The organism is Candidatus Aenigmatarchaeota archaeon, assembly GCA_016932615.1.
Classification (GTDB): domain Archaea; phylum Aenigmatarchaeota; class Aenigmatarchaeia; order QMZS01; family QMZS01; genus JAFGCN01.
In genome coordinates this window covers 165,031-178,097 of sequence record JAFGCN010000009.1, presented here as the reverse complement: position 1 = coordinate 178,097, position 13,067 = coordinate 165,031, and the positions used below count along the sequence as shown (strand labels likewise).

The following is a 13,067-nucleotide window of genomic DNA, read 5'->3' as shown; positions in this document are numbered from 1 at the left end:
AGTCACCACCCGGAGTTAGGAGACCTTTGCGCTCTCCTTGCCTCCGAAACTGTTTTGTCTACCATTTCCTTTTCTTCCCTAAATGCCTCTCGCTCCTTCTTGAGCCGCTCTTCCTCAAGCTTTTTCTCTTCCTCTGCCTGTTTTTCCATCATTTCAAGACCCGCAAAGGCAGACTCCATTTTCTGCTCTGTACGCTTCTCCTGCTCATTATTGAAATCACGCATCTCCCTCTGCATTTTGTTCTCTATTTCCTGTTCCCTAAGCGCCCTTTCTTCGGGGGATATGTCCTGCTGGTCCAAATAAGCATCTGAACCCACACTCTTGGAGGTTCCACCAAGTCTCCTGACCACTGGAGGTCCACCCTCCTTAGACCCTCCTTCAGAACCCCCATTCACTCCATCCTCAGTCTTCTCTTCGGCGCCCCTCTTATCTGCCGGGCTTGCCGAAGCAGGAGTTCCTCCACCGGAACCCGACGGCGCTGGCTCTTTTCTTGGCAACATTACTGGCAATGTGTCCTTGGGAGTCGCTCCAACCCAAAGGTAAATCAAAAATAAGGTATTAGCAAAAGCAATGAGGGAAAACTGGAAGGTGTCAAACATCTCGATATTTGCCGCCATTGTGAAAAACCTCACGAAGTACCAGCCAGCAATAAACACAAGTATCGAAAGCGGAATGCTGCTCATCGCAAAGTCCCCTGCAGGCCTCAAAAATGAGTTTACAATGTTGCGGAAGTATCCGTTCCTCCACCCGATAAGCGCAGAGGCAATAAAGACGGGAAGACCCATCACAAAGTAGCCCCCGACAGTCAGGTATCCTCCAAAAAGCATTCCTCCAAGAGTCAAAAACGCGTCGAAGTGAATCTTGCTCATCAAACGGACAGTACCTAGAGAAAACCTCCTAAAGGACCTCTTGCCCCCCGATTCGATTTCCTTTATCTCCTTTTGCTCGAGGTTGTGCAGCTTGTGCTTTTCTATGCTGTCAAATGTTTTCTTAAGCTCTTCTTCCTCTTCCTTAATTTTCTTCTCATCAAGCTCGAGCTTCTTTTCTTCTTCCTCTACCTTTTCCGCAGCTTCCTCAGCTTTTTCCGCTGCGTTTTTTGCTTCATGCGCCGCGCCTTCTGCCGGGTTCGAGCCAGCCGGAGCGGCGCCCCCTCCACCTCCGCCGCCATGCCCCCCAAAACCGGAAAGGGCGGCAGTGAGGTGCTGCTCTGTAATTCCCTCTCCAGCAAGGCGCTGGCGCAGTTCGGAAAGTACATTAACCGAGTCGGTTTTCCATAAAACGTCTGAAGGTCCCCCTGCCTTGGAGTAGCCATCCCGCTCGAAGTGATCTACAAACTCAAATACGGCACCGTAAATATTCCATATCTCAGAAACTACCTTATTAGCATTATGGGGCAGATAAGAATAACCCAAGACCTTGCACATCTCATTTAGTTGATGGTCATGATTCAGGATAGTTTCGTCTTTCACGATAAAATTCTTTTCCCTGAATTTCCTAAGGGCGGGCTCGTTTCTGATTGCGTCATTTAGTATTTCCACAGCATGGTGAAACCTAAAGCCAAGTTCAGGACGTCCAAAATCAACCATAATATATCCTCAAAAGTATTGTATTTGATTCTTTCTATAGGGATAACTATTGCGGAGTCGTTTCAACCTTCTTCTCAGTATTTTGCGTTCGCACCTTTTCCGCAAGCTCCGGCAGGAACTGCTTGAATGCCTTTTCAAGCGCGTTGCATTTTATGACCATATCTTCAAGCTCCTCCTTGGTTGCGGATAAGCTCTGCTTAAGCTCGTCCAGATTCTTGTCCCTCTTCTGAAGGGAAGAAAGCATCAGGTTTTTCAGGGACTCGTTTTCCTCGCGAATCTTGCCAAGCTCCTTATTCAAAAACTCAAACTTCTGGTCGGCCTTCTCGAACTTTTCCTCGACGACTCCTTCGACAACCTCCTCTATTATGTCTGTCGGGTTCCCTGCCTCTGCCTCCAAAGGGACAACGCCGCCACCAACCTGGATATTCATATTCGGCTGAGGCATCAGCGTTTCCCTTGTCGCAAGGTTTGGCGCCTGGGGCGGCATCTGCTGGGGAGCCATGCCCATTGGACGCTGCACCATTCCCTGAGGCGGTCCCCCCTGCATACCCTGCTGAGGGTAAGGCAGCCTTGCGCCAGCCATTCCGGGTCCGCCCCCTCCCTGGAATCCCTGCTGGCCGCCCATTGGAGGCCCCATTGGCCCCCTCTGCTGAGGCGGACCTCCAGGGCCCATTCCTGGCCGGGGAGCCATTCCCGGGTTCATCCCGGGGTTCATGCCGCCCTGAAGCGGCTGCTGGCCGGGGCTGTTTCTTAAAACCTGAAGCATCGCCTTTTCTATCGACTCGAAAGAGTGGCCCTGCTTTTTCAACTCTACTATTATCTCTCTGTCTGCCTTTCCCTGGGACTTGAGACGCTTTACATCCTCTATCGGGATAGTCCCGGTTTCTTCACCCTTATGACCGAACGGTAAGTGCATCGTCAGCTTTAAGTTTTTTCATCTCCCGATTGAATTCATTCCATGTCACGAACTCGTGCTTAATCGGGGACAAAAGATTTATCAGCTCAGAAAGCTCCTCTACTTCAGTTTTCTTTGCGAACAGCTTTTCCTTTTCGTGGACTTTAAGGAGGTCATTTTTTAACTCGGCAAGCGTTTGCTCGATTTCTGAAAGTTGCTTTTCCACCTTTGAAAACCTCTCCGAAACAAGAGACTCTGTCTTTAGCTTTTGCTGGTCGATTGTCTCGAATTTCGTGTTGAATGTCCTGAATTGCTCGTCAAGAGTCCTGAGCCGCTGAGTGTGGCTGTTGGCCCGCCGGACAAGCTCTTGAAGAACTAAAGCATCCTGAGCATTATCACCCATAATATGTTTTAGCCATTTATATATTATCCATTATCCAGATGCAAAACAAGTGTGCCCTTCGGGAAAACCCCTGAAGTGGGGCAGAGGCATAAAGTTCACTAAATCATAAATTATATCTATCTAGTTATGCCCTGCGAGTACACTTTCAAAAACAATATTCTTAAAATCGACTGCATGAAGTGCATCTACAGCTCTTCCATAGAGGACTTCCCCCAATGCATGTCCGCCGTAATAAACCACCTAATGGCAGTAAAGGATGCAAATGCAATCATACTTGTAAAGGACAGGGAATACGAGTACGACTTTGAGCAGACCCAGATGCTTGTCGAAATCGCAAGGGCAATCGAAAGGTCGACCCGCGACCTCAAGACTACTTCTTATGGAAACCTTGTGACAACCAAGTGCGACAGGTGCGTTTCCGAGCGGCTGGATTTTCTCCGAAACCTCGTGCTGATAAAGCTGAAGTCCGACCCGGTAGGCGCTTATGTAAAGCTAATACGAAAAATACGCCATCTGAAAGTCCTCTCTGAAAGGACAAAAGGAATATGCAAAGATTGCTATGCCCACTACCTTAATAATGCGCTCATTCCTCTAAGAGACCTCCTCGAGGAGACAAAGCTCATAAGAAAAGCCCAGGACCTTCTTCCTGGCTACAAGGTAGGCGAGAGGACTATCTACCGGCAGCTATTCATACCTTCAGTAAGGCCGAGGTTCACCTACACGAAATACATGGCAACGCCTCCCGACCAGTCGGAGCTTATTGACAGCTACAAGGTAACTGACGCAAAAGTCGAGATATATAGAATACCCCGGGAAGTGAGGTGCCTTTACCAGCTCGTGCCAATAGAATTCCGGCTTGAGGAGGACGAATACAATCTTCTCGACAAGGCAAGGAGGTACATGGCAAACCACCGCCCAATGGAGCGTGAAGAGCTTGCTTCCGAAGAGGTAAGGCAAAGCTTCTACAACATCGGGCTTGACATGCTCAGGGAAATCGCGTCACAGGACAACATGACTTTGGAAGATGACCGCCTCAAGATTATTGCAAGGGTTCTTGTCAGGTACACTGCAGGAATCGGGATACTGGAGCTTATACTTTCTGACGACAACGTGCAGGATGTTTACGTAAACGCCCCGCCAGGCACTTCTCCAATCTACCTTCTGCACGGAAAGTTCGGCGAATGCAGGACAAACATCGTTCTCACTCCCGAAGACGCAGAGCTTCTCGCCACCCGCCTTCGCCTTTCCTCCGGCCGGCCGCTTGATGAGGCAAACCCTGTTCTCGACACTGAGCTTTCCATCCCCGGCGGCCGGGCAAGGATTTGCGCGATAATGCAGTCGCTATCCCCGGGGGGCCTTGGCTTTGCGCTAAGGCGGCACCGTGAAAGGCCCTGGACAATGCCGCTTTTCCTTACGCAGAAGATGATGACTCCCCTTGCCGCAGGCCTATTATGGTTTATTGTCGACGGCGGAAGGACTCTACTTGTTGGTGGAACCAGAAGCGCCGGAAAAACCTCTCTTTTGGCGGCTATCATCACGCAGATAATGAAAAACAAAAGGATAATCTCTGTCGAGGACACGCTTGAGCTTCCCCTCACCAAATTCAGGGAGCTTGGCTACAATGTCACCCGGCTCAAATCAAGGTCAGTAATTACTATGGTTGAAACAGAGCTCCCTGCAGAAGAAGCCCTTCGAGTATCGCTTCGTCTTGGAGACTCCTGCCTTATTATCGGTGAGGTAAGAAGCAAGGAGGCCCTGGCCCTTTACGAGGCAATGCGTATCGGCGCTATGGCTAACGTCGTTGCAGGAACCATCCACGGCGACAGCGCATTCGGGCTCTTCGACAGGGTCGTTAACGACCTAAAAGTCCCGCCCACTTCATTTAAGGCAACTGACCTGGTGGTAATCAACAACTCGCTGAAATCCGCTGACGGGATGAGGTCATTCAGGAGGACTGTCGAGATAACCGAGGTCCGAAAGCACTGGCAGTCCGACCCCGCAAAGGAAAAAGGGTTCATAAACCTGATGGAGTACAATGCAAAGACCGACGAGCTTGAGCCGACGCCGACCCTTCTTGCAGGCGAAAGCGAGCTTATAAACTCAATCGCCCGAAACGTAAAGGAGTGGAGAAACGAGTGGGATTCTGTCTGGGGAAACATTACCTTGAGGGCAAACGTGATGAAAACCGTTGCCGATATGGCAATCCAGACAAACAACCCGGAGCTTATGGAGGCAAACACGGTAGTGCTCTCCAACAACATGTTTCACATCATGAGCGAGAATGTAAAGAAAGAGACCGGAACGCTTGACACAAAGGAGATTTACCAAAGGTGGCTTGCCTGGTTCAAGGAGTATATAAAAACTGAAGGGCATGGCGTAAATCCCCTTACTGAAAACCCCTTTGAATAGTTGCTTGTAGAGGCACCTGCAGCCAACATCCAACAGCCCTTCTTATAAATTTCACTAAGCAAGCTAAACGTTAAAAACCTTTTTGAGCCAGTCCGCGCCAATGCCGAATATGGAGTTCGTGCCCCCAAGAATCATCTTATCTATGAAAACATACAGGACTACTGAAATCACAATCAGGAAAAGCACGATTTCGACCACAAGCTTTGCAGACATTTCCATAATCTAAGGTGAATATGAGATAATATAAGTTGACCGAAACGCCACATTGCCTGTGCTTTCATCCTCAAACTCCACAGTAACAGGAGAATATTTCTCCCTGTCCCAGGTGGTGGTCCCGGAGCAGGCGCTTATATCAGAGCCGCAGGAAAACATAACTTCAGACACATAAACCCTGTATCCCTCGCAGGAAGCCCCCCTTGCAACATCCCGCACCGCCGTTTCTATTCCACGGCGAAGTTCTTCATAGTCCGATTCGCCAAAGCTGTACACATACTCCCCAAGCTTGCTTGAAACCTCATCTTCGCATTCACTTAATGCAAACCTCACGCCCGTCTCAAAAGCGCGGTAGGCATCTCCTCCCTCCTCCAGGTAAACCTCAATCCGGCCGTTCACGGGAGGCACTTCGTCCGTGTCGCAAAGCTCTATTTTCTGCGTTCCGCTGCTAACCTCAACTCCATTGAACAAAACTTTTGAAACGGAAATTGTGTCTGACGTTGCGCCGCTGACGCCGACCTCAAACCTCCCGTCCTCCAGGGCGCAGTTCACCTTTATTGACTGCCCGCTCAAAAACCACCTTGTTCCGTCCGTAAGCCCAATGGATGCTTTGTTCTGAAGGCAGCGGTATTCATAGCTGCCCGAGCCGGAAAGAACACGGTAGCAACGGTGAGTTGCCGGGGGGTGGCCAGTGCCCGAAGGAGAGCAAAGCGAATTTTCAAATGCCTCCAGACACTTGCCGCAAACCTCTCCCACGCAGTCCAGGGTACCGCACTCGGAGCCAAGAGAGCACGGCTGCCCTGTAGCGCCGGAAGCGCTTGGGCTTCCCGCCGCGAAATTGGAATACCTGTGAATAAACGAAACAGCGCCCCTGCCGCTTCCGGATGGCTCTATTAGAAGGATTATCCCTACGGGCTTCATTTGGCTCTGCCTGCAGGTTCCACCGGGGCAGGAAATTCCATTAAAAACAGACATGGTGGTCTTAAAGCCGCTGCAGGAATCCGGCTTTATCTGGTTAAGCTTTTGCCCGAGGCCCTGGTTTAAAAAGTAGTCGGACATTTCAGTAAAGTAAAAAGCCCCTTCGCTGGAGGCAGATTTGGCAAAGTAATCCTTTGCGCAGTGCCACGCGCCATCAAGATTCAGAAAATCATCATAGGTTATTGAAACCTCCTCCTCGGAGTTTATCTTGTTGGCTATATCCTCATCCGGAATCACGTTCTGAATATTAATGTTGTACTTATAGTGCCATTCGACCTTGGGGCCAGAAGAGTCATAGGTAACTGTGCTTTCCTTCTCCGAAATTTCTATCCACTCGAAGTCCGAGTTTGACGCTGAGTTAAGGTAGCCCTGAGCGGCACTTGAAAGCTTCTCCTTATAGAGGATGGACCACTCGTCATCACTAGGCGCAGCGCTTTCAACTGTGGACCACTCTATTGGATAATCGCCCATTGCAGAAAACATCCGGCTCGACTCTCCCTCAAGGGAATCCCTGATGTTTGATTTTATGAGCTCATACTTCATGAGAAGGTCAGCAAACTTGCTCTCTGCAAGATTTTTGTAGTAAACTGGAGTAGAGCTGGTGCTGGTTCCAAGAAGAATCATGGTTCCCAGGAAGACCAGCGTCAGGATAAGCATAAGCTGGGCTGAAACCGCAACCCCTTTCATGCGGCATCCCTTTCCAGAAAACCACCCACTCCCGGTTCTGTCCGCCCAACTGGCCCCAGATTTTCCAAAAACAGCACTCTCCCTCATATTGAATCAATCTCAAGCTCCATATCGCGAACCACTACATTCCCGCCGTCATCCTCAATCCTGAGTTTTGCCGTGTAAGTGCCGGGGTTCTGGTAGGTGTGCGAAAAGCTATAAGTTTCCGGGCTTATGGGAGTTCCTGCAGCCGGAGGAGTGTTTCCTGTCCTGGATTCCGGAACACTATCCCCATAATCAAGAGTGATAAATTTCACGGATGAGTCTTCAAGCGCTGTTGCCTGAAACTCAACTGTTTTCTCCGTGCCTTTTGCAAACTCAAGCGAAAATTTCTCCCCTTCCCTCCATGCGGTATCTCCCAAAATCCGCATGGCAAAGGTCACCTTGGGCGGGGCATTGAAGACGCACGCTCTCTCCTCTCCAACCGGCTGGATGATTCTGCAGGGGCCAACGCCGCAGGGGTCTTTTGGGCTGCACTCGTCCCTTCCGGGAGTTGCAAAATAATCTGAGCAGCCCCTTATATCCAGGCAGCAGACAACCACGGAAACCCTTGCGTTTTCCTCCTCGTTCGAGAAAACCGGAAGGCCCATCTGAGAGCACTTGTAGGGGTAGTCCTCCGGATAAACTGTCACAAGCGACCCATATCCCGATTCAGCGTCAGAAAGCATCCGGTCAAGGCCATAAACCAAAACAAGCCCCTGAGAATCCTTTATCATTTTGAATTCCCGCTTAACCTCAGAGCCGCGGTTATAAGAGCTCTCCAAAACCTGAAGCTGCCTGTCCAGCGCCCCCAAAGAAGCGGCGTTTATTTCATCATTTCCCGAAAAATATTCGATAAATCGCGCTCTGGGAAGTATCAGCGGCGTGGTTACCTCCTTGCAAAGAGCAAGCGCCTCAAGCGCCTCCTGGGAATACTCATTAGCGGTAAGCACGGAAAGGGCAGAAGAGGGTAAAATATTCATCCACCTGTACTCTGCATAAGTCTGTACTTCTATTGGAGGTCCCGCCGCCAGAGTGCGTACATACGCCGCGCCTATCATCGAGAGGATAAATATGCCTATAAACACCAGAAGAGGAGGGCCAATCACCCATTCAAGCATGCCGCCCTTCATAGAGCCCATAAATAACCTTACAAAGTACATAACCGCTTAGAGAGCATATATGCGCGGATATAGATTAATCAAAAACTTAAATGTATTATGGCAAATGGCGCTTTAAGAGCCGTTTTTATCCTTATTGTCGGGCTGCTTGCCCTTAACACTGTTTACGCAAACCCCACCTCATACTTGATAGAAAAAGTGGCAAAAAGCGTGAATTATGACGGAACAACCATTTCGGAAAGTAATATCGGAAGTGTTGAAGTCGAGCTTGCAAACAACCGGGATGTCCTGCAGAACATTGTCATAACGCTTTCTTCGACAAACGGCACAAATCTTCAGAACACTACTTCTTTTGCAGCCGTTGCAGCTTCTCCCCTAGCGGGTGACCGGACGAAACTTTATGTATTCACTAATGCAAGCAACGCCACGACAAGCTACTGGTTCAACTCAAGCAAAAACATCTCCCTGCAAATGAACATTTCTAACTTCCTTGGGGGAAGTGACCTTGGCCCCGGAGAGAACACAGTTACCTTCTTCATAATGCTGAACGCAACTGACCCGATGAACGACGTGTCCCTGACCTTTCAGGCCAGAAGAAACACCTATTTTCAGGCGGACTCCATGCACATTTTTGAAGCCAATGCCACGAACGGGGCCGTGCAGATATCCGACAGCGACCTTGACGGCTACAACGATAAAGCTGCGTGGCTTGGAAACCTGCACCGGTCCGCAAACATCACGATAGTGGCAAACATAAGCGGGGGGCATAACTACGAGGCAGACCTTCTAAGCGTGGATACCGACTCCAGCCAGACCAGCACAAATTATACCCAGGGAACGACCTTTAGCGGAACGACCATTTCAAACAGGTACTCCCGGGCAAACATAAGGCAGGGCGTGCAGATAACGCCAAAAATGAACTGGACGGTCAGGGGGTTTATGAAAAACATCGCATACGGAACAGTCTACATTGTTGACGGCTGGTCCCTTTATGAGATCGGCTCGGACACCCCAGCAGCAGAAGGCGCGACAAGCACTAACCTTGTCCCTGGCGACACGGCGTACACAAGCGAATACTACACTGATGTTCCTTCGGGAGGAGCATTCGACGAGTCCATAAGCAAAAACATATACTACTCCGCCTTCTTTGACTGGAAAGTTATGTGGGGCAGCTCGATTTACCGGGGGATTGTGGAAGAGGCCATGGCTATGCCAACACTCTACCAGATGGACATAGCTATCGACAAAAGAATTAACCTCATTCAGAACAATGATGACGGCGTTTTGTTGGGTGTAACTGACGAAATACGGCACATTGGACACGCAAACCTAAAGCTCGGGGAAGCCATTTTCAACACGACCTATAGCAGCGAGTGGGATTTGTCAGACCTTGCTGCATTCAAACGGGATGGCTCAAACATAACAGAACTAAACATCTCAAGCGTCAACATCAACTCCGGGAATTACGAAATAACTGTCAAAAACCTATCCCTGGACCTTAACTCAGTAGTCTATTTGCAGTATACGCTTGCAAAAGGAAATCAGGAGTCTACAGCCACATACTTCTTCACGGAAGAAGCCACAGCAAAAACGCTCAGCGGAACTCCCGTCAAAAAGACACTCCTTAGGGAAATCCTTGTACCCGGTACAGGAAAGCCGCCCTCTTCAGGAGGCGGAGGCGGTGGGACAGGTATGCCCTTAAAACCCATTCTAGAGATAATGCGGCTCGACGCCCAGGACTTGTTCATCACTGAATCTCTTCTTTTCAACAATGTAACGTACAAAGTAGTTGACACCGGAAGCAAAGGCCTAAGAAGCCCGGTCTTTTTCATTTACTCCCCGGAAAATTCCGAGCTGGACACGAGAAAAATAAAGATTGTCCTTGAAAGAAACAACATATTTTACCTTCTGAACGCAAGCCTACGTGAGGGAGGGATAAAAAGAATTGAAAACCAAAGCTACAGGGAGTACATTGCGGAAATTGTTTCCCCTCCGACAGAAACATTCACGCTGCAGCATGACGACAAGGTCACAATAACCTACTTTGCTGAACTTCCTCTTGGAACCAGCACGCTCATAACCCGGGCATATGGCTACAACTATTACGAAGACAGCTATTTCTTTGAAGACGTCCAAACAACCGTGCGCCGCGAGCACTGGACACTTAAAAACCTGATAGTAAAGGAAAGTTCCTGGGAGAAGTTTGGAGTCCAGGTGGGGGTTCCGGTAAAGTGGCTCAAGTCAATTGAAGTCAAAAACCCAAACGAGAGAAGCGTAAAGCAGGGATACTCCACAAAAGTGCTTCCGGAAATACTTAGCTCTCACATAAAGCTCTCGGAAGGCCAGAGCACTCATGAAATCGCCCACCTCTACGAAAAAGGGCGCATAGACTTCCTTGTCGAAATTGGAAAAAACGAAACGCAGACCTACTTCGTGGAGGCAGTAACTGCCCCGGTGCTCGAAGTGAAAAGAGACTCAGAGATGATAAGCATAACAAACGGAAGCATAAAGTTCAACACACTTATCACGCTCGAAAACTTTGCAAAGCTTGATTACGAAAATGTGACCTTTATCAGCTATGCCGATGATGTGATAGCTTGTAACTATAACTATACCTTCAGAAACGGGGAGATAACCGTCCAGATACCACTCATCAAAGCAGGCGAGAACGTAACCGTAAACCTCACCACCTGGGAAAGGCCTCCAAAGATAATAATCAATCTTGACCGGAAAAGCTACCAATGCAGGGAAGATATTTCCGGAAACATGATAGTTGTCCCGCAGGATACGCACGGCTACCTTGAGATTGAATTAGTTGGCCCGGGCGAGTCAAAAGGGCTCATCTACGCAGATATTATGGCTCTTGAAAATATTCCAACCCGAACAGAGCTTAAGATACCTCTCTTCAAGTGTGAAACCGGAAACTACACTCTTTACGCATTCTACAGGTCCGGCTTTAAGACAATACTTGCCTCAGAGGAAAAAATCGAAATAAACTGCTCGGAAAATATGGAGTTGCCCTGGTTAATTTTCCTGATGCTGCTTGTCATCGCTCTTGTAATCGCCTGCAAAAAAATTTACCGCAGAAAAACGCTGGATGAAGAGATAAAAAAGATATCCCGGAAATAGCGATATGGAATTGTTTAAAAAGGGTAAGAAAAGCAGGGAAACCCCCCGGGTTTAGCTAATCTGCTTTATCCTTTTGTGAAGGTCGGTTATTTTTGCAAGGATAAATGGGTTGCTGGACTCTTGGCGCTCGTAGATCGAGAGCAGTTTTATGAACCCTGCCTTGGCTTCGGAATAGTTGCCTGAGTCAAGGTAGAAATAAATATCCTTTACCAGGGAGGACATATCCAGGATCGGCTCATCCGGGCGGGCCTGAACCGGGATAGAAGCGCGCTTTGAAAAAAATCCAGATTCTTCAGACCCGGAAGCTACCAGGTTTCTGACTGCATCTCTCGTAGTCTTAGATTCCTTAACCACGCGCCTTTCTATCCTATGGTAAACGCTTTTCGAAAGCTCCAGAATCCTCAGCTCAAGGTCCGCCATGTGCTGGCTGTGTTTTTCGTTGTTATCCTCTATCATCTTCTTCATTTTCTCGACAAGCATTAATTCAGTGTCTCCAAAAACCCCACCCTCGCCCAGCTTCTTGTCAGGAATGTCCTCTTCATAACCGCCATCCGGGGAAGCAGCAATCTGGGCAGAGGATTTTGAGGAAGCAGGCATTTTCAAAAGCCGCGCCTCGAGGTCTTTTTTGTACTGGGAGTAATCCCTCTGAAAGTCATCGATTTTTTTGTTAAGCGCCTTGTAAGCGGCTTCGCCCGTCACTTCATCCACCTTCTTAAAAGCATCCAGGACCTTCTGGAGCTTAGACTCAGTGTCAAACCTTAGCTCAGAAAACTTGCTGTCAAGCGCTTTCTCGCTTGAATCAAAGTCTGTTTTGCTAAGCGCCTTTTCGACGCGAAGCGAAAGGGCATCGACAGTTCTCAAAAGCTCCTTCAAGGTTTCGTCGTTTGCCTCAACCTTAGTGATGCTTCCCTGTAAGCGGCTGAGGGACTCATTAAACTGGTAAAGCCGGCTCTCAAACTTCCCTGCGGTCTTTTCGGTTTCCGCCTTGAGGCCTTCCACGATTTTTATCTTCTTTCCAAGCTCGTCGGCAACAGACACCAGGTCCTTAAAGCCCTTTATCTGGTCAATTATGTCATTCATGTCCTTGATTTTCTTGAGAGAAACAGCAATTTTCTCCGAGTCCGACTCGACCTGGGCTTTGACCTGCTCAATCTGCTGGTCTTTTTTTGCAAGGTCCTTTCTGATTTTGTCCGGCTCAAGGCCCTCGGTAATGTCAGAAATCCTTTCGAACTTGGAGGCGATATCATTGAACGCCCTGTCTCGCTCGACAACTGTTGAGCGAAGCTCGCCAATCTTCTCAGCCATTTCAAACAGGCGCTCGTCAGTATGCTTTCTTGCCTCCTCAAGCATCTCAAACCGACTTGAGAGGCGCTCGACTTTCATGCTCACTTCAACCAAAGGGTCTTTTTCCGAATCTCCGCCTCCGACGTGAGGCACGGAAGCTGAAGGCGGGGGGGTCTTTTTAAACATGCCAAAGAGCCCTCCCTTTTGGCTTTCGCTTTTCTTTTCATCAGACTCAAGGTCCCTGAACTCTTCTGCGGAGATAACGTTATCGTCTCCGCCGCTTCCCCCGGAAGATTCTTCTCCAGACATAATCAAAATCCGCCAACAACCCACTCAAGATAGGA

The 13,067-nt window shown here is 48.9% G+C and carries 9 protein-coding genes; 2 read left to right on the top strand and 7 right to left on the bottom strand.

Annotated elements, in window-relative coordinates; translation table 11 throughout:
• Positions 1-2: 2 nt before the first annotated feature.
• Genes JW727_02900 through JW727_02890 form a run of 3 tightly spaced genes read right to left on the bottom strand, consistent with a single transcriptional unit; the run spans position 3 to position 2,884 of the window.
• A complete protein-coding gene (locus tag JW727_02900; GenBank protein MBN2094973.1) occupies positions 3-1,586 on the bottom strand; it encodes a hypothetical protein in 1,584 nt (527 codons plus the stop codon).
• Positions 1,587-1,632: 46 nt separating this feature from the next.
• Positions 1,633-2,502, bottom strand: coding sequence for a hypothetical protein (locus tag JW727_02895; GenBank protein ID MBN2094972.1), 870 nt, complete (start codon positions 2,500-2,502; stop codon positions 1,633-1,635).
• Positions 2,480-2,884, bottom strand: a complete 405-nt coding sequence (locus JW727_02890; protein ID MBN2094971.1) for a hypothetical protein — start codon at positions 2,882-2,884, stop codon at positions 2,480-2,482. Before JW727_02890 ends, JW727_02895 begins: the two co-directional genes overlap by 23 nt.
• A 126-nt stretch (positions 2,885-3,010) precedes the next feature.
• Between JW727_02890 and JW727_02885 the strand changes: the two genes are divergently transcribed.
• Complete coding sequence (locus JW727_02885) at positions 3,011-5,293, top strand: type II/IV secretion system ATPase subunit (GenBank protein ID MBN2094970.1); 2,283 nt, start codon at positions 3,011-3,013, stop codon at positions 5,291-5,293.
• A 63-nt stretch (positions 5,294-5,356) separates the two neighbouring features.
• Here JW727_02885 and JW727_02880 read toward each other — a convergent pair whose 3' ends face one another.
• The 3 genes from JW727_02880 to JW727_02870 are packed head-to-tail and all read right to left on the bottom strand — an operon-like array spanning position 5,357 to position 8,331.
• Positions 5,357-5,512 (bottom strand): hypothetical protein, encoded by a 156-nt coding sequence (locus tag JW727_02880; protein ID MBN2094969.1) that lies wholly within the window; start codon positions 5,510-5,512, stop codon positions 5,357-5,359.
• A 3-nt stretch (positions 5,513-5,515) separates the two neighbouring features.
• Positions 5,516-7,258: a hypothetical protein gene (locus JW727_02875; GenBank protein MBN2094968.1), complete on the bottom strand. Its 1,743-nt coding sequence runs from the start codon at positions 7,256-7,258 to the stop codon at positions 5,516-5,518.
• Positions 7,255-8,331, bottom strand: coding sequence for a PKD domain-containing protein (locus tag JW727_02870; GenBank protein MBN2094967.1), 1,077 nt, complete (start codon positions 8,329-8,331; stop codon positions 7,255-7,257). The genes JW727_02875 and JW727_02870 overlap by 4 nt, the downstream gene beginning before the upstream one ends.
• A gap of 78 nt (positions 8,332-8,409) precedes the next feature.
• Here JW727_02870 and JW727_02865 point away from each other — a divergent pair, with 78 nt between their 5' ends.
• On the top strand, positions 8,410-11,439 hold the full coding sequence (locus JW727_02865; GenBank protein ID MBN2094966.1) for a hypothetical protein: 3,030 nt from the start codon (positions 8,410-8,412) through the stop codon (positions 11,437-11,439).
• A gap of 51 nt (positions 11,440-11,490) precedes the next feature.
• Here the strand turns inward: JW727_02865 and JW727_02860 are convergent, their stop codons facing one another.
• Positions 11,491-13,032 carry a hypothetical protein gene (locus JW727_02860; protein MBN2094965.1) on the bottom strand — a complete coding sequence of 514 codons (1,542 nt, stop codon included), beginning with the start codon at positions 13,030-13,032 and terminating at the stop codon, positions 11,491-11,493.
• Positions 13,033-13,067: the final 35 nt, after the last annotated feature.

Bases quoted from the DNA above. Each gene is read 5' to 3' on its own strand.
- JW727_02900 (MBN2094973.1), bottom strand. From the start codon at position 1,586: ATGGTTGATTTTGGACGTCCTGAACTTGGCTTTAGGTTTCACCATGCT.
- JW727_02895 (MBN2094972.1), bottom strand. From the start codon at position 2,502: ATGCACTTACCGTTCGGTCATAAGGGTGAAGAAACCGGGACTATCCCG.
- JW727_02890 (MBN2094971.1), bottom strand. From the start codon at position 2,884: ATGGGTGATAATGCTCAGGATGCTTTAGTTCTTCAAGAGCTTGTCCGG.
- JW727_02885 (MBN2094970.1), top strand. From the start codon at position 3,011: ATGCCCTGCGAGTACACTTTCAAAAACAATATTCTTAAAATCGACTGC.
- JW727_02880 (MBN2094969.1), bottom strand. From the start codon at position 5,512: ATGGAAATGTCTGCAAAGCTTGTGGTCGAAATCGTGCTTTTCCTGATT.
- JW727_02875 (MBN2094968.1), bottom strand. From the start codon at position 7,258: ATGAGGGAGAGTGCTGTTTTTGGAAAATCTGGGGCCAGTTGGGCGGAC.
- JW727_02870 (MBN2094967.1), bottom strand. From the start codon at position 8,331: ATGGGCTCTATGAAGGGCGGCATGCTTGAATGGGTGATTGGCCCTCCT.
- JW727_02865 (MBN2094966.1), top strand. From the start codon at position 8,410: ATGGCAAATGGCGCTTTAAGAGCCGTTTTTATCCTTATTGTCGGGCTG.
- JW727_02860 (MBN2094965.1), bottom strand. From the start codon at position 13,032: ATGTCTGGAGAAGAATCTTCCGGGGGAAGCGGCGGAGACGATAACGTT.